This window comes from Microbacterium sp. CFBP 8801 (assembly GCF_014839455.1).
In the GTDB taxonomy this organism is placed as follows: domain Bacteria; phylum Actinomycetota; class Actinomycetes; order Actinomycetales; family Microbacteriaceae; genus Microbacterium.
Map to the genome: position 1 here is coordinate 245,886 of NZ_JACYNU010000002.1, position 22,019 is coordinate 267,904.

Genomic DNA, 22,019 nt, shown 5'->3' on the forward strand with positions numbered 1-22,019 from the left:
CGGGATGCGCCGCGTCCTCATCCTCGGTTCCACCGGTTCGATCGGCACGCAGGCGCTCGACGTCATCCGCGCCAACGCCGACCGCTTCGAGGTCGTCGGCCTCGCCGCCGGCACCGATCGCGCCGGACTCCAGGCGCAGGCCGTCGAGTTCGGCGTGGAGCACACGGCGCTCGGTGCGACCGACGCCGAGCAGCTCGTCCGCGACGTCGACGCCGACGTGGTGCTCAACGGCATCACCGGTTCGGTCGGCCTCGGCCCCACGATCGCCGCGCTCGAAGAGGGCCGCACCCTCGCCCTCGCCAACAAGGAGTCGCTGATCGTCGGCGGTCCGCTCGTCACCGCGCTCGCCGCGCCGGGCCAGATCGTGCCGGTCGACTCCGAGCACTCCGCGATCGCGCAGGCGTTGCGCTCCGGTGAGGCGTCCGAGGTGCGCCGGCTGGTGCTCACGGCATCCGGAGGCCCCTTCCGCGGGCGCTCGCGGGCCCAGCTCGCCGAGGTCACCCCCGCCGAGGCGCTCGCGCACCCGACCTGGGACATGGGCCGCGTGGTCACCACCAACTCCGCCACCCTGGTCAACAAGGGCCTCGAGGTCATCGAGGCGCACCTGCTGTTCGACGTGCCCTACGACCGCATCGACGTCACGGTGCACCCGCAGTCGATCGTGCACTCGATGGTGGAGTTCGTCGACGGCTCCACGATCGCCCAGGCGTCGCCGCCCGACATGCGACTGCCCATCTCGCTCGGGCTCGACTGGCCGCACCGCGTCGCCGGCGTCGGCGCTCCCCTGGATTGGACGCGCGCGTCGCAGTGGACCTTCGAGCCCCTCGACGAGGAGGCCTTCGGCTCGGTCGCCCTCGCCAAGCGCGTCGGACGCGCGGGGGCGACCTACCCCGTCGTGTTCAACGCCGCCAACGAGCAAGCCGTCGACGCGTTCCACGAGGGGCGACTGAGCTTCCTGGACATCGTCGACCTCATCGAACGCGTGGTCGACCAGCACGAGCCGCCGTCCACGCTCACGCGGGAGTCGCTGGCCGAGGCCGAGGCCTGGGCGCGCCGCACGGCCGACGAGATCATCGCCGCGCGCTGACGACGGCTCGCGGGCTCCCGCTCCCGCGGGGCTTCGCGCGCGGGGCGGCAGAGCCGTCCTCACGCGCCGGGCGGCGTCGGGCCGCGGATCCGCGGGACGGGCGGGCGTCAGGCCGGGAAGTCGACCGGGCGCTCGGGATCCGACGACGGCGTCTGGTCGGCGGGATACGGGACGGGCCACTGCGGATCCGGCACGGCCCAGCCGGCCGCGCGCAGCGCGCGGCGCGAGAGCTCCCGCGCCGAGTACGGGGTGCGAACGCCCCGGATGTCGCGGTAATCCTGGTGGCCGGGGCCGGCCCACAGGATGGCGTCGCCCTCGCCGACGAGCTTCACGGCCTCGAGGATCGCCCGCTCGGGCGGGGTGAACTCGTGGACCTCGGCGTCGGGGCGGGCACGGCGCGCGCCCTCGACGAGCACCGTGCGAATGGCATCCGGGTTCTCGTGACGGGGGTGGTGGTCGGTGACGATGAGCACGTCGCTGCCCAGGACGGCGGTGCGGCCCATGTCGAGACGCTTGGTCGCGTCGCGATCGCCGTCGGCGCCGAACACCATGACGACCTTTCCGGGCGTCACGCGGCGGACCGCCGCGAGCGTCTTCTCGAACGCGTCGGGGGAGTGCCCGAAGTCGACGTAGACCGCGGGCCCGTCGGCGCCCGAGACGAGCTGCGTGCGGCCGGGGAGCGAGGCCTCGATGCGCTCGCCGTCGAGGGTGCTGAACAGGTGCTCCCACGTGTAGCCGGTCTCGAGCAGCATGACGATCGCCAGACCCGCGTTGGCGGCCATGTGCCGGCCGATCACCGGCACCACCGTGGTGAGCGAGCGGCCCGCGCGATCACGCAGCGTGAACTCGGTGCCCTCCTGACGCTCGTCGACGATCTCGACGACCCAGTCGGCGTGCTCCGCCGCGGCGGCGTCGTCGGCGATGGCCGGCGTCGCGATGGTCACGACGGGGATCTCGGCGCGGGCCGCGATCTCGGCACCCGAGGCGGAGTCGAGGCAGACGACCCCCCGTCGTGCGCGGTCGGGACGGAACAGCGGGAGCTTGGCCTCGAAGTACTCGCGCATGTCGGCGTAGTCGTCGAGGTGGTCGTGGGTGAGGTTGGTGAAGCCGGCGACGTCGAAGACCAGACCGTCGACGCGGTGCCGGGTGAGCGCCTGCGCGCTGACCTCGACCGCGACGGCCTGCACGCCGCGCTCGCGCATGAGGGCGAGCAGGGCATGGAACTCCGAGGCCTCGGGAGTCGTCAACCGCGACACGATGACGTCGCCCGCGATGTGACGCTCGGCCGTCGACGACAGACCCGTGACGACCCCGAGCTGCCCCAGGATCCCCTCGAGCAGGTGCGACACGCTCGTCTTGCCGTTCGTGCCGGTCGTGGCGAGCAACTGGGGGAGCTCGTCGTCGGGACCGGTGCCGTAGACCCAGGCCGACAGGTCGCCCAGCAGGGCGCGGGGATCGTCGACCACGACGATCGGAAGACCCGCGGGGCCCGCGATCTCGGCGCCGTCGGCATCGGTGATCACCGCGACCGCACCGCGCTCGGCGGCGGTCGCGCTGAACTCGGCACCGTGGCGGTTGACTCCGTGGATCGCGACGAAGGCCTCGCCCGCGCGCAGATCGGCGGTGGCCAGCGTGATGCCGGTGAGGGTCGTGCCGTCGACGTCGCCGGAGCTGCGCACGCCGAAGCGGCGGGCGAGTTCCGCGAGGTCGCGGCGGGGCGGACGCTCCGGCCGGAGCACGGGCGGGAGGTTCGAGGGCGCGTGGGTCGGCATCTCGTCCATTGTCGCATCCGGTGTCGCACAGACACCGCATCGCGGCCGCACGGGCGGTTCAAAGGGATGCGGCGGTATCGTCGGCGGGTGACTGCGATCGCGTTCCTCCTCGGCGTCATCGTGCTCGTGCTCGGCCTGGCCGTCTCGATCGCGTTGCACGAGGTCGGGCACCTGGTGCCCGCCAAGCTCTTCGGCGTGCGCGTCGGGCAGTACATGATCGGCCTGGGGCCCACGCTCTGGTCCAAGCGCATCGGCGAGACCGAGTACGGCGCCAAGGCCCTGCCGCTCGGCGGATACATCTCGATGGCGGGCATGTATCCGCCCGCCCCCGACGAGGGCGAGCCCGGCACCCGCCGGTCGCGCTTCTTCGCCACGATGGTGCAGGACGCCCGCGACGCCAACGCCGAGACGCTCGTCGCCGCCGACGATCGCGTCTTCTACAAGCTCCCGGTCTGGAAGCGCGTGATCGTCATGCTCGGCGGCCCGCTGATGAACCTCGTGCTCGCCGTCGTGCTGTTCTCGATCGCGCTGAGCGGAATCGGCGTGCAGCAGGGCACCACCACCGTCGCGTCGGTCTCGCAGTGCGTGATCCCGGCGAGCCAGCAGCGCGACGCGTGCACGTCGGCCGATCCCGTCGCCCCCGCCGCCGCCGCCGGCATCGAGCCGGGCGACACGATCGTGTCGATCGACGGGACGCCGGTGGCGACGTTCGCCGACGCCGCGGCGATCATCCAGCGCTCGCCGGGCACGCCGCTCTCGGTCGTCATCGAACGCGATGGGGCGCAGCAGACCGTGCAGTTCACCCCGCAGACCACCGATCGCGCCGTGACCGACGCCCAGGGCCGCCCGGTCGTCGACGCGTCGGGTGCCCCCGAGTTCGAGACCGTCGGCTTCGCCGGCGTGACCGCGCAGCAGTCGCTCGTGCCGCAACCCCTGTGGAGCGGTCCCCAGGCGACCGTCACCCAGATCGAGGCGGTCGGCCGGATCGTGGCGACCCTGCCCGTGCGCATCTACGACACCGCGGTCGACACCCTCACCGGTCAGCCCCGAGACCCCAGCAGCCCCATGAGCGTGGTGGGTGCGGGCCGCCTCGCGGGCGACATCGCCGCGGTGGACGCGCCGATCCTCGACCGTGTGCAGCGGATCATCGCCCTGCTGGCGGGTCTGAACGTCGCCCTCTTCGTCTTCAACCTCATCCCGCTGCTGCCGCTCGACGGCGGCCACATCGTCGTCGCCCTCTGGGACGGTCTGAAGAAAGCCCTCGCGCGCGCTCGCGGGCGCATCGCGAAGCCGGTCGATGCCACCCGCCTGGTGCCGGTGACCTTCGTGGTGGTGATCCTGCTCGTGGGGATGGGCGGCGTGCTGTTCCTGGCCGACATCTTCAACCCGGTGAAGCTGCTCTAGGCGCACGCGGCGCTCTTGCCGCCGGCACATCGACGCGGCCGCACCCGGAAGGGGGGCGGCCGCTGTCGCTTGTGCAGGAGGCGTGCCGTTCGCCCCGGCCTCAGAGCACGTGGGCGATGAGACGCTCCAGCGTGCGCATGCCGTCGCGCGACAGGATCGACTCGAGGTGACCCTGCACCGAGGCGTAGCCCGGGCCACGGAGCGCGTAGACGTCGCCCGTCTCGGCATCCGCCGCGACGTCGGTGACGGTCTGCGTCGTGCCGCCCGCGGAGCCGACGGCGAGGCCGCGCTGCGTGTCTCCGGCAGCCACCCGCGCCGTGAACGTGTTGTAGAACCCGATCGAGGCGGACTCGCCGAACAGCTCGACGCTCTTCTGCAGGCCCTGGTGCGGCCGGGCCAGGGGTTCGAGGTCGATCCCCAGCGAGTCGGCGAGGATCTGGTGGCTCAGGCACACCGCCAGCAACGGCGTCGATGCGGCGCGGCGGCGTCCGACGACGTGGCGCATCGCGCTCATGCGCGGGCTGTCGTCGCGCGGGTCGCCGGGGCCGGGGCCCGAGACCACCAGGTCGGCGGCGTCGAGGTCGTCGTCCGAGACCTCGGACCAGTGCACGATGCGGGTGTCGAGACCCAAGTGGCGCAGCTGGTGCGCGAGCATCGTGGTGAAGCGGTCCTCGGCGTCGACGACGAGCGCCGTGCGACCCGCGAAGGGACCGGAGCCGTCGGGATCCTGCGGGTTCATCCAGAACGGTGCGAGGCGGTCGTTGCGGGATGCCAGCAGCTCGGCGATCGCGGGATCCTCGCCGAGGGGGCGGCGCGGGGCCGCCGGTGCGTCGGGATCGGCGTCGGCGGGAGCGGCGGGTGTCGTGTCGCGGGGGATCGCGCCGATCGCGCCGAGCACGCCGGCGGCCTTGCCGTGGGTCTCGCCGACCTCGCCGTACGGGTCGGAGTGACGCACGAGCGTCGCGCCGACCGGCACGCGCAGCCGCCCGTCGACCAGGTAGGCCGTGCGGATGAGGATGGGCGCGTCGAGGTCGTGCGTGGGTCCCTCGGTGGCGCCGTTCGGGGTGAAGAGCGCGGCGACGCCGGAGTAGTAACCGCGGGGGGTCGTCTCGTGGCGCGCGATCACCGTGCAGGCGTTCTGCATGGGGGAGCCGGTGACGGTGGGCGCGAACATCGTCTCGCGCAGGATGTCGCGCGGGTCGAGATCGCTGCGCCCGCGCAGCATGTACTCGGTGTGCGTCAGGCGCGACATCTCTTTGAGGTGGGGACCGGTGATGCGTCCGCCGTCGCTGCAGACGGCGCTCATCATCTTCAACTCCTCGTCGACGACCATGAAGAGCTCTTCGGTCTCTTTGGTCGAGCGCAGGAACTCCGCGAGGGTCTCGGCCGTCGCCCCGCCCGCCGGGTGGCGGAAGGTGCCCGAGATGGGGTTCATCGTGACGATGCCGCCCTGGGCGCTGACGTGCGCCTCGGGGCTCGCTCCCACGGCGATGTGCCCGTCGGTGACGACGGCGAAGGTCCAGTAGGCGCCCTTCTCGTGCTCGAGCAGCGCGCGGAACCAGGTGAGCGCGGCGATCCGCGGGTCGACGTCGACCCCGGCGACGAAGTCGCGACGGATGACGAAGTTGGCGCCCTCGCCGCGGCCGATCTCATCGGCGATGACCTCGCGCACGATGTCGGCGTAGTCCTCGTCGGTGATGTCGAAGCCGGCGTCGTGCAGGGGGATCGCGGTCGTCGGCAGCGATGCCAGCACCTCGGCGCGGGGGAGCGAGACGCGCTGGTCGATGACGAGGCATCGGAGCGGCGCGCCGTCGTCGTGGCAGACGAAGCCGCGCTCGCGCACCTGACGGTACGGCACGAGCGCGAGCACTTCGCGGGGTGTGCCGGCGTCGTCGACGAGCGGCACGTCGGCCAGCAGGTCGACGTCGACGACGTCGCCCGTGAGGACCTCGACCGTGACGCCGTCACGGGCGATCACGGCGAAGGGAGCAGAACCTGCGGCGAGGTCGAGGAGCAGGGAGGAGGGGTCGGGCCCGGTCATCGAGATAACTTCCGTCTGTGAGCGAGGGTCCAAAGCGGCCGCCGAAAACACGAAGACCGCCCGGATTCCCCAGGGGGAGGGCGGTCTGTTGCATGCGAGCGCACCGCCTAGACGGTGTGCCACCAGGATGTGTGCGCGCGCATGGCGCCGAACCTACCACAGGGCACCTTCAGCCCCCGTCCGGGTACCACGGCGTAGGCTGAGTCCGTGCCTGCAGTGAACATCGGGATGCCCCGCGTGCCGGAGGTCCTCGCGCCTCGTCGCAAGACCCGCCAGATCAAGGTGGGCAAGGTGCTCGTGGGCGGTGACGCCCCCGTGAGCGTGCAGTCGATGTGCACGACTCCCACCACCAACATCAACGCCACCCTTCAGCAGATCGCCGAGCTCACGGCATCCGGCTGCGAGATCGTGCGCGTGGCCGTGCCGTCGCAAGACGACGCCGACGTGCTGCACATCATCGCCAAGAAGAGCCAGATCCCGGTCATCGCCGACATCCACTTCCAGCCGAAGTACGTCTTCCAGGCGATCGACGCCGGCTGCGGCGCGGTGCGCGTGAACCCGGGCAACATCCGCAAGTTCGACGACCAGGTCGGCGCGATCGCGAAGGCGGCCAAGGCCGCGGGCGTGTCGCTGCGCATCGGCGTGAACGCCGGGTCGCTCGATCGCCGCCTGCTCGAGAAGTACGGCAAGGCCACGCCCGAGGCGCTCGTCGAGAGCGCCGTATGGGAGGCCTCGCTGTTCGAGGAGCACGACTTCCACGACTTCAAGATCTCGGTCAAGCACAACGACCCCATCGTCATGGTGAAGGCCTATCGACTGCTCGCCGAGCGGGGCGACTGGCCCCTGCACCTCGGCGTCACCGAGGCCGGCCCCGCGTTCCAGGGCACGATCAAGAGCGCCACGGCCTTCGGCATCCTGCTGTCGGAGGGCATCGGCGACACGATCCGCGTCTCGCTCTCGGCCCCGCCCGCCGAAGAGGTCAAGGTCGGCCACCAGATCCTGCAGTCGCTGAACCTCCGCGAGCGCAAGCTCGAGATCGTCTCGTGCCCCTCGTGCGGCCGTGCGCAGGTCGACGTCTACACGCTCGCCGACGACGTCACCGAGGGCCTCAAGGACATGACCGTGCCGCTGCGCGTGGCCGTCATGGGCTGCGTCGTCAACGGCCCCGGAGAGGCGCGCGACGCCGACCTGGGCGTCGCCTCCGGCAACGGCAAGGGCCAGATCTTCGTGAAGGGCGAGGTCGTGAAGACCGTCCCCGAGTCCGAGATCGTGGCGACCCTCATCGCCGAGGCCAACCGCCTCGCCGCCGAGATGGGCCCCGACGCCGCCACCGGCACCGCGCAGGTCATCACGGCCTGACGCGCCCCGGCTCCGCCCGGCCGCGGGGAGACCCGGCGCGCCGAGCGCTGGCCTGCGTGCGCAGTGCGGGCGTTGCGCCGTGACGGTCCGCTAGCGTCGGCATCGTCATGACCGAGAATCCCGCCGCCTCCCTCACCCGCCCGCTCATCGCCGGGGTGGTCACCGCCCTCGTCGGCTTCACCAGCACCTTTGCGGTCGTCCTCACCGGTCTCCGGGCCGTCGGGGCGACGGCGGAGCAGGCGGCCAGCGGGCTGCTCGCCATCACCCTCGTCGTCGGTGTCGGGTGCATCGTTCTCGCGGGGCGCTACCGCATTCCCATCACCGTCGCGTGGTCGACCCCCGGCGTCGCGTTGCTCGCCGCCACGGGTGCGGTCGACGGCGGATGGCCCGCCGTGGTGGGCGGCTTCCTCGTGTCGGCGGCGCTCATCCTCTGCACCGCGCTGTTCCCCCCGCTCGGGGCCCTGATCGCCCGCATTCCCCCCTCGATCGCGCAGGCCATGCTGGCCGGTGTGCTGCTGCCGCTGTGCGTGGCCCCGTTCCTGGGCCTGATCCAAGACCCGTGGGGCGTGGCGCCGGTGCTGATCGTCTGGCTCGTGGCCTCGCGTCTGCTGCCCCGCTGGGCCGTGCCGCTGGCCTTCCTCGCCGCCATCGCCGTGGTCGCCGTGGAGCTGGCGCGCACCGGCGTCGACGCGGATGCCGCGACCTTGCTGCCGCGGCTGGAGTTCACCGTCCCCACGCTCACCGTCGGATCGGTGGTGGGCATCGCGCTGCCGCTGTTCGTGGTGACCAAGGCGTCGCAGAACGTCCCCGGCGTCGCCGTGATGCGCAGCCTCGGCTACACGATCCCGTGGCGCCCCGCGATGCTGGTCACCGGCCTCGGATCGGCCGCCGCGGCGGGCTTCGGCGGACACGCGATGAACCTGGGGGCCATCAGCGCGGCGATCGCCGCCGGCCCCGACTCCCACCCCGACCCGAAGAAGCGCTGGGTGGCGGGCGTCTCGGCGGGCAGCACCTATCTCGTTCTGGGCGCGCTGTCGGCGGCCTTCGCCGCGATCGTGCTGCTGGCCCCGGCGGGCGTCATCCCGGCGGTGGCGGGCGTCGCGCTGTTCGGCGCGTTCGGCTCGGCGGTGCAGCAGGCCATCGATGATCCCGGCGAGCGGCTCCCCGCCGTGGTGACGTTCCTGGTCGCGGCATCCGGGATCGCGGTGTTCGGGGTGAGCGCGGCCTTCTGGGCGCTCGTGGCGGGCCTCGTCACGCGCGCGGTGCTGCACGTGGGGCGCCGCGCCGGGTGAGCCCGGGGGCTGCGCGCGGCCTCAGTGCAGGGTGCCGGCCGACACGGCGAGATCCGTCGGCACGTCGATCGCGGCGCGCACCGCGCTCTCGAGCGCGCGCACGATGTCGTCCAGCGGGAGCGACGGGGCGCCGGCGGGGGCGTCCTCGTTCGCGTACGGGACGTGCACGAACCCCGCGCGCGCCCCCGGCGTCGACGCCGTCGCGTGCAGGGCGGCGAACATCACCTGGTTGCACACGAACGTGCCCGCCGAGTACGACACCGCGGCGGGAATGCCGGCCTCGCCCATCGCCGTCGCCATCGCCTTGACCGGGACGGTCGCGAAGTACGCCGCGGGCGCGCCCTCGACGATCGGGCGGTCGACGGGCTGGGCGCCGTCGTTGTCGGGGATGCGGGCATCGGCCAGGTTGATGGCGACGCGCTCCGGGGTGACCTGCGTGCGACCGCCGGCGAGTCCCGTGGCGATCACCACGTCGGGTCGATGCCGGTCGATGAGGGCCCGCAGCTGCGCGTCCGCCCGGTCGAAGGTGACCGGCAGCACCTCGACGATCAGCTCTTCGGGGCCGCTCCAGCCCGCCGCGACGGCGCGCACCGCCTCACCGGAGGGGTTGGTGGCGTCACCGGCGAACGGCTCGAAGCCCGTGAGAAGCACCGTGGTCATCGTTCCAGGCTACGGCGCGGGGGCTGCGTCGACGATGCGCGCGGCGCGGGCGCCGCACACCCGGCATCCGGCGCGCCCGTCGACGCCGATCGGCGACGTCGTTACCGATTCGACATCGAAAACATTCCCCGCGAGGGAACCGATGGGCGGGATGTGGACACTACAGAGTGTGGATGACGACGACGCCGGGCTCTGGTCCCGGGTATGCCGAGGCGACGAGCTCGCGCTCGCCGCGCTGTTCGATCGGCACGAGGCGCGGCTGTTCCGCCACGCCACGAGACTGCTCACGCATCGGGAGGACGCGAAGGATGCCGTGACGGTGGCGTTCTTCGAACTCTGGCGCAAACGCGCGTCGGTGCGTTTGGTCGACGGGTCTCCGCTGCCGTGGCTGCTGACGGCGGTGGCGCACTGCGCCCGCAACCTCGAGCGCTCGGGGAGGCGGTACCGCACCCTGCTCGAGCGTGTGCCCGCGGCGCCGCCCGCTCCGGCGCCCGACGTCGACGACGGCGCCGTGCTGGGCGCCCTGAAACGGCTCCCCGAACGGGAGCAGGCCGTCGTCGTGCTGGCGGTGCTCGAGGGCTACGCCGAACGCGAGGTGGCCCAAGCCCTGGGCATCCCCGCGGGAACGGTCAAGTCGCGTCTCGCCCGCGCGAAGGCGAAGATGCGCGACGACCTCGCGCCGGAAGGAGCACGGGCATGAACGACGAGCTGACGCCCGATGAGCGCGCGGCGATGCGCGCACGCATCCTCGGCGGTGCGCGGGGGATCACCCCGACGGGCGCCCACCGGGGCACCTGGATCGCGGGATCGGTGGCGGCGGCTCTGATCGTCGCGATCGCCGGGGGCGTGGCGGCGACGTCGACGCTGAGCGCGCCCGAGATCGCGACCTCGCCGTCGCCGAACGCGACCGCGCCGACGCCCCGCTTCACCGCGACGCCGACGCCCACCCTGAGCCCGACCGCTCCCTCGCCGACCCCGACCGCGCCGGCTCTGGCTTTCGGCGGCGACTGTTCGACCGTCTTCGACGACAGCACGGTCTCGGCCATCGCGGGCGTGGAGATGCGGCTGTCGCGGGAGCCGATCGTGTGGGACGCGAGGTGGCTCGGCGGGATCTCGTGCCAGTGGCGCGCCCAGGACCCGACCGAATGGCAGGTGGTGAACCTCACCGTTCTGCCGTGGTCCGTCGTGCCGGACGAGGTCCGGTCGCGGGTCGGAGCGGCACCCGTCTGCGACGGGGGTGGACCCTGCGACTACTCGGAGCGGTTCGGCGACGCGTGGGTGGTCGTCGGTTCCGACGATGGCGCCACCGCGGTACGTGCGGTCGCGGAGGCGGGCGCGCGCGCAGCCGTGTCGCCGGGGACCGAGCGGCCCCTCTCGCCCGGCGCGTGGCGCCTCGCCGACTGCGGCGAGCAGCTCGAGGGGGCGGTGGAGGGGGCACTCGGGCGTGACGATCTCGGACCGCTCGGAACCGACAACGTGCCGCAAGGTCAGGCCTGGGAGGTTCTCACGGCCCGGGGCGCGGCATCCTGGTGCACGTTCGCCCCGGTCTCGTACGACGAGACGAATCCTCCCAGCCTGCGGGTCAGCCTCGCCGCGGGTGCGCGATCCGATCCGGGCGAGGGGGAGCAGTCGGGCGGCAGCCCCGTCGAGGTCGGCGGAGCGCAAGCAGCCTGGTGGATGCCCGCGGCAGACGGCAACGGCGGGCGCCTTCTCGCGAACGCCGCCGGAGGGGTCGTCGACGTCAGCGGCGAGAATCTGTCGCGGGAACAGCTGCGAGCCGTGACCGCGGCGATCATCTCCGCCCTCGGCTGAGCTCTCGGCATCCACCTCCCACCCGCCGCCCTAGACTCGACTCTCGTGGTGACCCGTCTGTCGAACTTCTTCCTCCGCACGCTCCGTGAAGACCCCTCCGATGCCGAGGTGGCCAGCCACCGCCTGCTCGTGCGGGCCGGCTACATCCGCCGTAACGCGCCGGGCATCTTCGCCTGGCTGCCGCTGGGCCTGAAGGTCAAGGCCAAGATCGAGGCGGTCGTGCGCGAGGAGATGGCGAACGCCGGTGCCTTCGAGGTGCACTTCCCCGCGCTCCTGCCCCGCGATCCGTACGAGCAGACCGGTCGATGGGAGGAGTACGGCGACGCGCTGTTCCGCCTTCAGGACCGCAAGGGTGCCGACTACCTGCTCGCTCCCACGCACGAAGAGATGTTCACCCTGCTGGTGAAGGACCTGTACTCCTCGTACAAGGACCTGCCGCTGACGCTCTACCAGATCCAGGACAAGTACCGTGACGAGGCGCGCCCCCGCGCCGGCCTGCTGCGCGGCCGCGAGTTCACGATGAAGGACGCGTACTCGTTCGACGCGACCGATGCGGGACTCGACGTCTCGTACCAGGCGCAGCGCGATGCCTACGAGCGCATCTTCACGCGCCTGGGCCTCGAGTACGTCATCGTCGCCGCCGACGCCGGTGCCATGGGCGGCTCGAAGTCGGAGGAGTTCCTGCACCCGACCCCCATCGGCGAAGACACCTTCGTGCGCTCCGCCGGTGGCTACGCGGCCAACGTCGAGGCGTTCACCACGGTCGTGCCCGAGTCGCTGTCGATCGAGGGCCGCCCGGATGCCGTGATCTTCGACTCCCCGAACACCCCCACCATCGCGACCCTCGTCGACCACAGCAACGCCCACCTCGACGCACCCGCCCCCGGCATCGCCGGCCCGGCGACCGACGGGGCCACCGAGTGGACCGCCGCCCACACGCTGAAGAACGTCGTGATGGCCCTCACCCACCTCGACGGCACGCGCGAGCTCGTCGTCGTGGGTCTTCCCGGCGACCGCGACGTCGACGACAAGCGCGTCGAGGTCGCCTTCGCGCCCGCCGAGGTCGAAGCCGCGACCGAAGCCGACTTCGCCAAGCACCCCCTGCTGGTCAAGGGCTACATCGGCCCCTGGTCGCCGGCGGGCGCCGTGCTGGGCGAGGAATCGGCCACCGGCATCCGGTACGTCCTCGACCCGCGCGTCGTCGACGGCACCGCGTGGATCACCGGCGCCAACGTCGACCAGAAGCACGTGCACTCGCTCGTCGCCGGCCGCGACTTCGTCGGCGACGGCTTCGTCGAGGTGTCGACCGTGCGCCCCGGAGACCCCGCTCCCGACGGCTCGGGCCCCGTGGAGCTCGCGCGCGGCATGGAGATCGGTCACGTCTTCCAGCTCGGTCGCAAGTACGCCGAGGCCCTGGGCCTGAAGGTGCTCGACGAGAACGGCAAGCTCGCCACGGTCACGATGGGCTCGTACGGCATCGGCGTCACCCGCATCCTCGCGATCATCGCCGAGCTCAACAACGACGCGAAGGGCCTGATCTGGCCCCAGTCGGTCGCCCCCTTCGACGTGCACGTCGTCGCCACCGGTCGCGACGCGGCGGCGTTCGAGCTCGCCGAGTCGGTCGCCGCCCAGCTCGAGGCCGCGGGGCGCGACGTGCTCTACGACGACCGCCCCAAGGTCTCGCCCGGCGTCAAGTTCGGCGACGCCGAGCTCGTCGGCATCCCGCGCATCCTCATCGTCGGCCGCGGCGCCGCCGAGGGCCAGGTCGAGCTGTGGGACCGCCGCACGGGCGAGCGCGAGACGCTCGCGGTCGCCGACGCGGTGGCGGCGCTCACCCGCTGATCGATCCGCCGGAACGGCACCCCGCCGACGCGAAGTCGACCGGGGTGCCGTTCCGCCTTTGACCGACCCGGTAGGTGCGCGCGCCGGTAGCGTGGATGCCATGATCGCCGCCCCCCGCCTGTCGCTGTCCGACGGCTCCACGATCCCGCAGCTCGGCATCGGCACCTACAAGGTGCCCGCCGACGTCACCGCCGACCTGGTCGCCGGCGCGCTCGCCGCGGGCTACCGTCACGTCGACACGGCCGCGCTCTACGGCAACGAGACCGAGGTCGGCGAGGGACTGCGCGCGTCGGGGCTCGACCGCGACGACCTGTTCGTCACGACCAAGGTGTGGAACGACGACCAGGGGTTCGATGAGACGCTGCGCGCGTTCGACGCCAGCAGCGCACGGCTGGGCCTCGACCGGGTCGACCTGTACCTGATCCACTGGCCCATCCCCAGCGCGGACCGCTACGTCGACACCTGGCGCGCCCTGCTGCGCCTGCGCGACGAGGGCCGGGCCACCTCGATCGGCGTCAGCAACTTCGCCATCCCGCACCTCGAGCGGCTGCGCGATGAGACGGGCGTGCTCCCCGCGGTGAACCAGGTCGAGCTGCACCCGCGCTTCCCGCAGAACGACCTCGTCGACTGGGACTCCGCGCACGGCATCGTCACCGAGTCGTGGGCGCCGCTGGCGCGCGGCGGGCTGCTCGACGAGCCCGTGCTGATGCGGATCGCCGAGCGCTACGGCAAGACTCCGGCCCAGGTCGTCGTCCGCTGGCACCTGGACCGCGGCCTGGTCGTGTTCCCCAAGTCGGTGTCACTCTCGCGTCTGCGCGAGAACGGCGATGTCTTCGACTTCACCCTCGACGCCGACGACCACGCGGCGATCGCCACGCTCGACACGGGGGAGCGCACCGGGCGCGACCCCGCGCTGGACTGACGCTCAGACGTCGAGCCGCGCGTAGCGGGCGCGGAACACCGTGAACACGCCGTAGGCGACGAAGCCCAGGCCCACGAGGAACGCCAGCACCGGCCCGGCGGGAAGCGCGATCAGCGCCGACACCGCGCCGTCGAGGCCGCCCGCGGTATCGGGCTCGACGGTCACGGCGGCCACGACGAGCAGCACCCCGACGATCCCGAGCGCGACGCCCTTGGCGAGGAAGCCCACCACCCCGAGAGCGCTGAGGGCGTGGCCCGCCGGTCCGTCGGGGATGCGCACCTTGGAGTGGAACGAGCGGCGCAGTCCCATCCACACGAAGCCGATGCCGACGCTCGCGACGACGACTCCGGTGGTGCCCAGCAGCAGCCCGCCGAGGGGAAGGGTCAGCACGGCGGCGCTGGCGTCTTCGGCGGCCTGCTCGGCGCGGGGGCGCGCGCCGAGCGCGACCGAGGCCGAGAGGATCCCGATGACGACGAAGACGAGGCCCTGCGGCGCCTCGGCCGCGATCCGCGCGAGGCGGCGCCACCCCGACAGGTGACGGGGAGCGACGGCCTGCAGCAGGTGCCAGCAGCCCAGGGCGACGAGTCCGATCGCCAGAGCCCAGAGGGCCACGGCACCGAGCGGCACCGCCGCGAGGGCTCGGAATGCCCCGGTCTGGTCGGTGTCTTCGGCCGCTCCGAAGCCGACGGCGAGCACGAGGGCGCCGATGAGCAGGTGCAGGATGCCGTTGGCGACGTATCCCGTGCGCGCCGCGACGCGGAAGGCGGGGTTGGCCTCGGCATCGCGCGCGGCTGTTCGGGCGGAAGACGGCACGGACGAACCGTATGCCGCGGTACGGGAATCCGGCAATCGCGTGTGCCGTGTCCCTTGCGTCGTGTGCGGCGCCGTGCGTTCGCCCGCGCGCCCGCGTGGCCGCGCCCGTCGCGCGTCGTCTCGCGGCGTCCGCGGAGGCCCGAGCCCCGCGCCCCGCCCCTCGCCCGATTCGCGCGGTGCCGCGTTGCCTAGGATTGCCTGATGCCCGCTCCCCGCCGCCCGCGCCCGCGCCGGTGGAATGCGCTCCCCGTGCTCACCCGCCACGCCCCGCCGCGCGTGCTGCTGATCGTCGGGATCGTCGTGGTGGTGCTGGGGGCGTTGATCGTGTCGCGCCCGCTCACCTCGCTGGTCTTGCTCGGCATCTACGTCGGTGCCAGTGCCGTGGTGATGGGCATCGTCGAGCTGGTCGCGCGCCCCGCCGGATGGTGGGCGCGGTCGGTGGCCGCCGCCTGGATCGTCGCGGGCGTCGCGGTCCTGGTCTGGCTGGGGCGCAGCCTCGAACTGCTGCCGCCCGTGCTCGCGGTGCTGCTCGTCATCGGGGGGCTCGCGTCGGTGGGACGCGCCGTCTCGCCGGGTGAGGTCAGCGCCCGCGTGCTGTCGTTGGCCTGGGGTGTCGCCCAGATCGCCCTCGGACTGCTGTCGTTCACCTGGCCCGACGTCACCGTTCTGGTGCTTGCCGTGGTGTTCGGGGTGCGCACGATCGTGTTCGGCGTGGGGGTGTTCGCCCGCGGAGTCCGCGGCATCCGTCGTCCGCACGCGCCGCGAACGCCGTTCGACGCGCCGCGGGCCGTTCGACGTCGCCGGACGCGGCTGCGCTGGGCCGCCGCCGGCCGCTACGCCCTCTCTCTCGTGCTGGTCGCGACCGCCGCGGGCGGGTGGTGGCTGAACGACTGGCTCAACGACGGCGCCCCGGTCGTCGACGCCTTCTACGACGCCCCGGCCGAGGTGCCGAGCGGTCACGGCCGTCTCATCCGCTCCGACGCGTACCTCGGCCGTCTTCCCCAGAACGGCGACGTCACGCGCATCCTCTACACGACGAGGGATGCCGTGAGCCGGCCCGCCGTGGCGAGCGCCCTCGTGATCATGCCCAAGGACCCGCCCCCGGGACCGCGTCCCGTCATCATCTGGAACCACGGCACGACGGGGGTGGCCCAGGGGTGCGCACCGAGCCTGCGCGACGCCTCGGCGACCCGGTGGTCGATCCCGGCGCTCGAGCAGGCGCTGAAGGCCGGCTGGGTGGTCGTCGCCTCGGACTTCTCCGGCCAGGGTGCACCCGGCACCTACCCCTACCTGATCGGCCGGGGCGAGGCGCGCTCGTCGCTGGACGCGGTGCTGGCGATGGCGGAGCTGCGCACCGACGTGACCCTCTCGCCCGACACGGTGGTCTGGGGTCACTCGCAGGGCGGACACGCGGCGCTGTGGACCACCGCGATCGCCGAGGACTACGCCCCCGGGATCGACGTGCTCGGCACGGCCGTGGTCGCCCCCGTCGCCGACCCGCCCGCTCTGGCGCGCGAGCTGCTGTCGGGACCGCCGAACGCGATGCTCTCGGTGATCACCTCGTGGGTGCTGGTGCCGTACTCGCAGACCTACGCCGACGTGCACCTCGACGACTACATCGCCGAGGGCTCGCGCTCGATCGTGCTCGAGATGACCCAGCGATGCCCCACCGAGCCGGGCGTCGTCGTCTCGGTGCTGACGGCGCTCGGGGTGTCGGAGGACCGCCCGCTGTACAACGCCGACCTCACCGACGGCGCCCTCGGACGCCGACTCGCCGAGAACGCCATGACCGAGCCGCTCGGCACGCCGATGCTCGTGGCCTGGGGAGCCGACGACGAGGTCATCCCGCCGAGCCTGCAGCGCGACTACGTGCAGAAGCTCTGCGCCGAGGGGCAGCCGGTGCGGTGGGCGACGTACGCGGGCTACGACCACCTGCGCCCCATCCTGCCGAAGTCGCGCTTCCTGCCGGTCCTCTACACCTGGACGAAGAACCTCATCGAAGGCAAGACGCAGGTCGTCGACGGGTGCGGTCTGCGCTGACCGCCGGCATCCGGCATCCGGCATCCGGCACCCCGGTCGTCGTGCGGCGCGGTGGTGAAGATCATGTGTCGTTCTCGGTGAATCCTGGCAGGACGGGGTCGTTCTGATTACGGTCGGAGGGTGCCCGAGAACACACCAGAGCTCCGTCCCACCCACCCGCTCGCGATCGCGCCCGTCGTGGCGCCCGCAGCCTCGGTCGACGGCTTCACGAAACAGTTCCTGCAGAACCTGAACTTCGACCAGGGCGTGACCCTGTCGGCGTCCGACGTCAACGACCAGTACCTGGCGCTGGCGTTCACGGTGCGCGACTACCTCATGGCGCGCTGGTTCGACGATCGCGCCCAGCAGAAGAAGCTGCAGGCGAAGACCGTCTGCTACCTCTCGGCCGAGTATCTGCTGGGCCGTCAGCTCGACAACAACCTGCTCGCGGCGCGCCTCACCGACATCGCCACCGAGGCGCTCGCCCAGTGCGGCATCGACATCGACGCCGTGCGCGCGGTCGAGATCGAGCCGGGCCTCGGCAACGGCGGCCTGGGTCGTCTGGCCGCCTGCTTCATCGACTCGCTCGCGACGATGAGCGTGCCGACCATCGGGTACGGCATCCGGTACGAGTACGGCATCTTCCGTCAGGCGTTCGCCGACGGGCAGCAGATCGAGCAGCCCGACGCGTGGCTGCGCATGGGCTCGCCGTGGGACTTCCCGCACCCCGAGGCCGCGCAGACCGTCTCGTTCGCCGGCACGACCGAGACGTACGACGACGACGGCGTCGAGCGCACCCGCTGGGTCCCCGAGTGGAACGTGCTCGCGGTGCCGTACAACATGATGGTCCCGGGCTATCACAACGGCCGCGTCAACACCCTGCGCCTGTGGCGTGCGGTGGCCACCAACGCCTTCGACCTGCACACCTTCAACTCGGGCGACTACGTCGAGTCGGTGCGCGCGCAGACGTTCGCCGAGAACATCTCGAAGGTGCTCTACCCCGAGGACTCCACGCCACAGGGCAAAGAGCTGCGCCTGCAGCAGCAGTACTTCTTCGTCGCGGCCTCGATCGCCGACTTCATCGAGAACGTGCTGCCCGACGACTTCGACATCGAGGCACTGCCCGAGCGCGTCATCTTCCAGCTGAACGACACCCACCCCGTCATCGGCGTGCCCGAGCTCATGCGCGTGCTCGTCGACGAGAAGAAGCTCGAGTGGGATGCCGCCTGGGCCATCACGCAGAAGTGCTTCGCCTACACCTGCCACACGCTGCTGCCCGAGGCGCTCGAGGTCTGGCCGGTCGACCTGCTCGGCCGCCTGCTGCCCCGCCACCTCGAGATCATCTACCGCATCAACGACGAGTTCCTGCTCGAGGTGCGCGAGCGCTTCGGCGACGACGAGATGCTCATCCGCAACATGTCGATCATCGGCGAGCACCCCACCCGCTCGGTGCGCATGGCCTACCTCGCCACCGTCGCCGGTTCCAAGGTGAACGGCGTCGCCGAGCTGCACTCGCAGTTGCTGCGCGACAACGTGCTCAAGGACTTCGCCCAGATGTGGCCCGACAAGTTCACCAACGTCACGAACGGCGTGACCCCGCGCCGCTTCCTGCGCCTGGCGAACCCCGACCTGTCGGCCCTCATCACCGAGGCCCTCGGCGCGGGCTGGACGGTCGACCTCGAGCGGCTGCGGGGGCTCGAGGCCCTCGCCGACGACGGCGACTTCCGCGAGCGCTTCGCCGCGGTGAAGCTCGCCAACAAGCGGCGCCTCGGGCGGGTGCTCGAGTCCCGCGGTGACGCGCCCCTCGACGACACCCACATGCTCGACGTGATGATCAAGCGCCTGCACGAGTACAAGCGGCAGACGCTGAAGGTGCTGCACATCGTCAGCACGTACGAGGGGATCGTGTCGGGGCGCCTGCCGATCGACGAGGTGCAACCGCGCACGTTCCTCTTCGGGGCGAAGGCCGCACCCGGGTACGGCATGGCCAAGCGCATCATCCACCTCATCAACGCCGTGGGCGAGGTCGTCAGCGCCGACCCGCGCGTCGAGGGCAAGCTCCAGCTGCTGTACCCGGCGAACTACAACGTGACGTTGGCCGAGAGCATCATCCCCGCCGCCGACCTGTCGGAGCAGATCTCGCTCGCGGGCAAAGAGGCTTCGGGCACGGGCAACATGAAGCTCGCGCTCAACGGAGCGCTCACCATCGGCACCGACGACGGAGCGAACGTCGAGATCCGCCGCCTGGTCGGCGACGACAACTTCTTCCTCTTCGGCATGAGCGAGCCCGAGGTCGAGGCGCTCTGGAGCGAGGGCTACCGCCCCGCCGACCACTACCAGGGCGACGAGCGGCTGCGCAGCGCGATCGACCTCATCGCCTCGGGAGCGTTCTCGGACGGCGACCGCACGGTGTTCGAGCCGCTCGTGTCGAACCTGCTGTACGAAGACCGGTTCATGGCCCTCGCCGACTTCTCGTCGTACCTCGACGCGCAGGAGCGCGTCGACGCCGCCTACGCCGACCAGGACGGCTGGGTGCGCTCGGCGATCCTCAACGTCGCGCGCAGCGGGTACTTCTCGTCGGACCGCGCGATGCGCGACTACCTCGAGCGCATCTGGCACGCGTCGCCCGTGAGCTGAGCGGTTCCGGATGCCGCGGCCCCCTCGGTCGCGGCATCCGCGTTCCGTGACGTGCGCGCGACGCACGACCGGCGTGCCGCTCGGGGCCCCGCGGGGTGCCCCGCTCTGGCAGGATGCCTTCGCTCGCTGACCGGCGCGGGTCTGTCGGCGCCGGGCGCGCGGCGGAAGAGTGAGGGTTCACCCGACCCCGGAGGCCCCGTGCAGATCGCCGACATCCCCGTGCCCGACACCCTCGCCGCGCGCGGTGCCCTCGAACTGGCGACCCAGTACCAGTCGCCCGCGATCACCGCGCACGCCCTGCGCTCCTGGCTGTGGGCCGAGGCGTTCGCGCGCGTCGACGGCATCACCGGCATCGACCACGAGCTGCTGTACGTCGCCGCCGTGCTGCACGACGTCGGCACGGTCGCCGAGTACGACAACCACACCCTCTCGTACGAGCACGCGGGCGGCCACGTCGGCATCGCCCTGACCACGGGGGCGGGGTGGGAGCCCGCGCGGCGCCAGCGCGTGCTCGAGGTGATCGTGCGGCACAACTGGCCGAGCGTCGACCCGGCGATGGATGCCGAGGGCCACCTGCTCGAGACGGCGACGGCGCTCGACATCTCGGGCGCCCGCCCCGACGCGCTGCCCGAGGACTTCCGCCGCGAGGTGCTCCGCGCCCATCCGCGGGGAACGCTCGCCGCCGAGTTCGGCGCCTGCGTGCTCGACCAGGCCGCGCGAAAGCCCGACACCGCGGCGCGCCGACTGGCGGAGGGGGGAGTGGTCGCGAAGCTGGCCGCGAACCCGCTCGAGCGCCTGTGACGCAGGCTCCCGTGCGTCGGGCTGCCCGCCACCGGCCCTCCCGTGCAGAACTCCTGAACTTCGCGACGTCGCGCGGGTCGAGGTGCCGAGATTCCGCGTGTCGGCGGGGAGGCGGCGGGCGGATCACAGCAGTCGTGCGCAGCCCGGGCGTCGGCCGAATCGCTCGCCGGGTCGCGGGGCGGGTGGCATCCCGGGTATCGTAGGGGGGTTGTCGGCGCCGGTCGCGTCGACGAGAGCTGAATAACGGAGGGCCCTTGTGGACATCGATCTCGCACTTCTGAAGACGATCGAACGCGAGAAGGAGATCCCCTTCGATGAACTCGCGCGCATCATCGAGCAGGCGATCCTGACCGCCTACGCCAAGCACATCTCGCCCACCGGCGAGATCCCCGCCGGCGCCCGCGTCGAACTCGATCGCAAGACCGGACACGTCGGCGTCTTCACGCCCGTGACCGACGACGAAGACATCGTCATCGGCGAAGAGGAGCAGTCCTCCGATGACTTCGGTCGCATCGCCGCCTTCGCCGCCAAGCAGGTCATCAGCCAGCGTCTGCGCGACATCGCCGACGACGCGGTGCTGGGGGAGTTCCGCGGCAAAGAGGGCGACATCGTCGCCGGCGTCGTGCAGCAGGGCCCGAACCCGCGCATGGTGCACGTCGACCTCGGAACGGTCGAGGCGATCCTCCCGCCCGAGGAGCAGGTTCCCGGCGAGACCTACGCGCACGGCTCGCGTCTGCGCGTCTACGTGACGAGCGTGTCCAAGGGCAACAAGGGGCCGCAGATCACCGTGTCGCGCACGCACCCGGGCCTGGTCCGCAAGCTCTTCGCCCTCGAGGTGCCCGAGATCGCCGCGGGCCTGGTCGAGATCGTGTCGCTGGCCCGCGAAGCCGGTCACCGCTCGAAGATCGCCGTCAAGGCCAACGACCCGACGGTCAACGCCAAGGGCGCCTGCATCGGTGAGCTCGGCCGCCGCGTGCGCGCCGTCACCGAAGAGCTCGCGGGCGAGAAGATCGACATCATCGACTACGACGCCGAGCTGCCGCGCTTCGTCGCGAACGCGCTGTCGCCGGCCAAGGTCACGTCGAGCTTCGTCCTCGATGCCACGACCAAGGCCGTCCGGGCGCTCGTGCCCGACTACCAGCTGTCGCTCGCGATCGGCAAAGAGGGGCAGAACGCGCGTCTGGCCGCCAAGCTGACCGGCGCGAAGATCGACATCCAGCCCGACAGCATCCTCGAAGACAACTGAGCGTCCGTCGCTGCGGCGACGGCGAGGTGTACGATGGAACCAGTACGAACGTGCGTCGGATGCCGCGCACGCGCCCCCCGATCCTCGCTTCTGCGTGTGGTCGCCGACGGATCTCAGCTCGTCCCCGACGAGCGGGCGGTCCTGCCGGGCCGGGGTGCGTGGGTGCACGAGACGGACGCGTGCGTGAGAAAAGCTCTCGCGCGTCGCGCCTTCGTACGAGCATTGCGTGTGTCAAGCCCGCTTGACACGCAGACCTTCGAATCACACCACCAGCGAAAAGGCTGAACGGCTATGGACACGAAGTGAACGGCT

Annotated in this window: 17 protein-coding genes; 13 read left to right on the top strand and 4 right to left on the bottom strand. The window is 71.9% G+C overall.

Annotated features, from left to right (window positions below; translation table 11 throughout):
• Positions 1-4: 4 nt before the first annotated feature.
• Positions 5-1,087, top strand: a complete 1,083-nt coding sequence (gene dxr / locus IFR11_RS04100) for a 1-deoxy-D-xylulose-5-phosphate reductoisomerase (RefSeq protein WP_191915303.1) — start codon at positions 5-7, stop codon at positions 1,085-1,087.
• A gap of 107 nt (positions 1,088-1,194) precedes the next feature.
• On the opposite strand, the gene IFR11_RS04105 is transcribed toward dxr, so the two are convergent.
• Entirely contained in the window at positions 1,195-2,859 is a 1,665-nt protein-coding gene (locus IFR11_RS04105) for a Mur ligase family protein (RefSeq protein ID WP_191915304.1), read from the bottom strand.
• An 87-nt stretch (positions 2,860-2,946) separates the two neighbouring features.
• On the opposite strand from IFR11_RS04105, the gene IFR11_RS04110 reads away from it, so the two are divergent.
• Positions 2,947-4,263 carry a site-2 protease family protein gene (locus IFR11_RS04110; protein WP_191915305.1) on the top strand — a complete coding sequence of 439 codons (1,317 nt, stop codon included), beginning with the start codon at positions 2,947-2,949 and terminating at the stop codon, positions 4,261-4,263.
• Positions 4,264-4,363: 100 nt separating this feature from the next.
• Here IFR11_RS04110 and IFR11_RS04115 read toward each other — a convergent pair whose 3' ends face one another.
• Positions 4,364-6,304: an anthranilate synthase family protein gene (locus IFR11_RS04115; protein ID WP_191915306.1), complete on the bottom strand. Its 1,941-nt coding sequence runs from the start codon at positions 6,302-6,304 to the stop codon at positions 4,364-4,366.
• A 207-nt stretch (positions 6,305-6,511) separates the two neighbouring features.
• On the opposite strand from IFR11_RS04115, the gene ispG reads away from it, so the two are divergent.
• Both ispG and IFR11_RS04125 read left to right on the top strand, forming a co-directional pair.
• Positions 6,512-7,663 carry a flavodoxin-dependent (E)-4-hydroxy-3-methylbut-2-enyl-diphosphate synthase gene (gene ispG / locus IFR11_RS04120; RefSeq protein WP_181015976.1) on the top strand — a complete coding sequence of 384 codons (1,152 nt, stop codon included), beginning with the start codon at positions 6,512-6,514 and terminating at the stop codon, positions 7,661-7,663.
• A gap of 107 nt (positions 7,664-7,770) precedes the next feature.
• Positions 7,771-8,955: a benzoate/H(+) symporter BenE family transporter gene (locus IFR11_RS04125; RefSeq protein WP_191915307.1), complete on the top strand. Its 1,185-nt coding sequence runs from the start codon at positions 7,771-7,773 to the stop codon at positions 8,953-8,955.
• A gap of 21 nt (positions 8,956-8,976) precedes the next feature.
• Here the strand turns inward: IFR11_RS04125 and pcp are convergent, their stop codons facing one another.
• Positions 8,977-9,615: a pyroglutamyl-peptidase I gene (gene pcp, locus IFR11_RS04130; protein WP_191915308.1), complete on the bottom strand. Its 639-nt coding sequence runs from the start codon at positions 9,613-9,615 to the stop codon at positions 8,977-8,979.
• A 169-nt stretch (positions 9,616-9,784) separates the two neighbouring features.
• Between pcp and IFR11_RS04135 the strand changes: the two genes are divergently transcribed.
• From IFR11_RS04135 to IFR11_RS04150, 4 genes are all read left to right on the top strand, one after another.
• Positions 9,785-10,315: an RNA polymerase sigma factor gene (locus IFR11_RS04135; protein ID WP_055834932.1), complete on the top strand. Its 531-nt coding sequence runs from the start codon at positions 9,785-9,787 to the stop codon at positions 10,313-10,315.
• Positions 10,312-11,427 carry a hypothetical protein gene (locus tag IFR11_RS04140; protein WP_191915309.1) on the top strand — a complete coding sequence of 372 codons (1,116 nt, stop codon included), beginning with the start codon at positions 10,312-10,314 and terminating at the stop codon, positions 11,425-11,427. Before IFR11_RS04135 ends, IFR11_RS04140 begins: the two co-directional genes overlap by 4 nt.
• A 45-nt stretch (positions 11,428-11,472) precedes the next feature.
• Positions 11,473-13,269, top strand: coding sequence for a proline--tRNA ligase (locus tag IFR11_RS04145; RefSeq protein WP_191915310.1), 1,797 nt, complete (start codon positions 11,473-11,475; stop codon positions 13,267-13,269).
• Positions 13,270-13,369: 100 nt separating this feature from the next.
• Complete coding sequence (locus IFR11_RS04150; protein ID WP_191915311.1) at positions 13,370-14,191, top strand: aldo/keto reductase; 822 nt, start codon at positions 13,370-13,372, stop codon at positions 14,189-14,191.
• 3 nt (positions 14,192-14,194) lie between these two features.
• Here IFR11_RS04150 and IFR11_RS04155 read toward each other — a convergent pair whose 3' ends face one another.
• Positions 14,195-15,004, bottom strand: coding sequence for a DUF1206 domain-containing protein (locus IFR11_RS04155; protein WP_191915312.1), 810 nt, complete (start codon positions 15,002-15,004; stop codon positions 14,195-14,197).
• Between the two features lie 201 nt (positions 15,005-15,205).
• Between IFR11_RS04155 and IFR11_RS04160 the strand changes: the two genes are divergently transcribed.
• The 5 genes from IFR11_RS04160 (at position 15,206) to IFR11_RS04180 (ending at position 21,992) form a co-directional block, all read left to right on the top strand.
• The gene (locus IFR11_RS04160; RefSeq protein ID WP_191915313.1) at positions 15,206-17,044 is read left to right on the top strand and encodes a lipase family protein; all 1,839 of its coding nucleotides are present in this window, start codon (positions 15,206-15,208) and stop codon (positions 17,042-17,044) included.
• Positions 17,045-17,164: 120 nt separating this feature from the next.
• On the top strand, positions 17,165-19,660 hold the full coding sequence (locus tag IFR11_RS04165; protein ID WP_055834950.1) for a glycogen/starch/alpha-glucan phosphorylase: 2,496 nt from the start codon (positions 17,165-17,167) through the stop codon (positions 19,658-19,660).
• A 198-nt stretch (positions 19,661-19,858) separates the two neighbouring features.
• Entirely contained in the window at positions 19,859-20,461 is a 603-nt protein-coding gene (locus IFR11_RS04170) for an HD domain-containing protein (protein ID WP_055834953.1), read from the top strand.
• A 256-nt stretch (positions 20,462-20,717) separates the two neighbouring features.
• A complete protein-coding gene (gene nusA, locus IFR11_RS04175) occupies positions 20,718-21,707 on the top strand; it encodes a transcription termination factor NusA (protein WP_055834956.1) in 990 nt (329 codons plus the stop codon).
• Between the two features lie 33 nt (positions 21,708-21,740).
• Positions 21,741-21,992 (top strand): YlxR family protein, encoded by a 252-nt coding sequence (locus IFR11_RS04180; RefSeq protein ID WP_082509308.1) that lies wholly within the window; start codon positions 21,741-21,743, stop codon positions 21,990-21,992.
• Positions 21,993-22,019: the final 27 nt, after the last annotated feature.

Coding starts and splice junctions, on each gene's coding strand:
- dxr (WP_191915303.1), top strand. CDS start 5: ATGCGCCGCGTCCTCATCCTCGGTTCCACCGGTTCGATCGGCACGCAG.
- IFR11_RS04140 (WP_191915309.1), top strand. CDS start 10,312: ATGAACGACGAGCTGACGCCCGATGAGCGCGCGGCGATGCGCGCACGC.
- IFR11_RS04105 (WP_191915304.1), bottom strand. CDS start 2,859: ATGCCGACCCACGCGCCCTCGAACCTCCCGCCCGTGCTCCGGCCGGAG.
- IFR11_RS04125 (WP_191915307.1), top strand. CDS start 7,771: ATGACCGAGAATCCCGCCGCCTCCCTCACCCGCCCGCTCATCGCCGGG.
- IFR11_RS04115 (WP_191915306.1), bottom strand. CDS start 6,304: ATGACCGGGCCCGACCCCTCCTCCCTGCTCCTCGACCTCGCCGCAGGT.
- IFR11_RS04150 (WP_191915311.1), top strand. CDS start 13,370: ATGATCGCCGCCCCCCGCCTGTCGCTGTCCGACGGCTCCACGATCCCG.
- IFR11_RS04160 (WP_191915313.1), top strand. CDS start 15,206: ATGCCCGCTCCCCGCCGCCCGCGCCCGCGCCGGTGGAATGCGCTCCCC.
- IFR11_RS04180 (WP_082509308.1), top strand. CDS start 21,741: ATGGAACCAGTACGAACGTGCGTCGGATGCCGCGCACGCGCCCCCCGA.
- pcp (WP_191915308.1), bottom strand. CDS start 9,615: ATGACCACGGTGCTTCTCACGGGCTTCGAGCCGTTCGCCGGTGACGCC.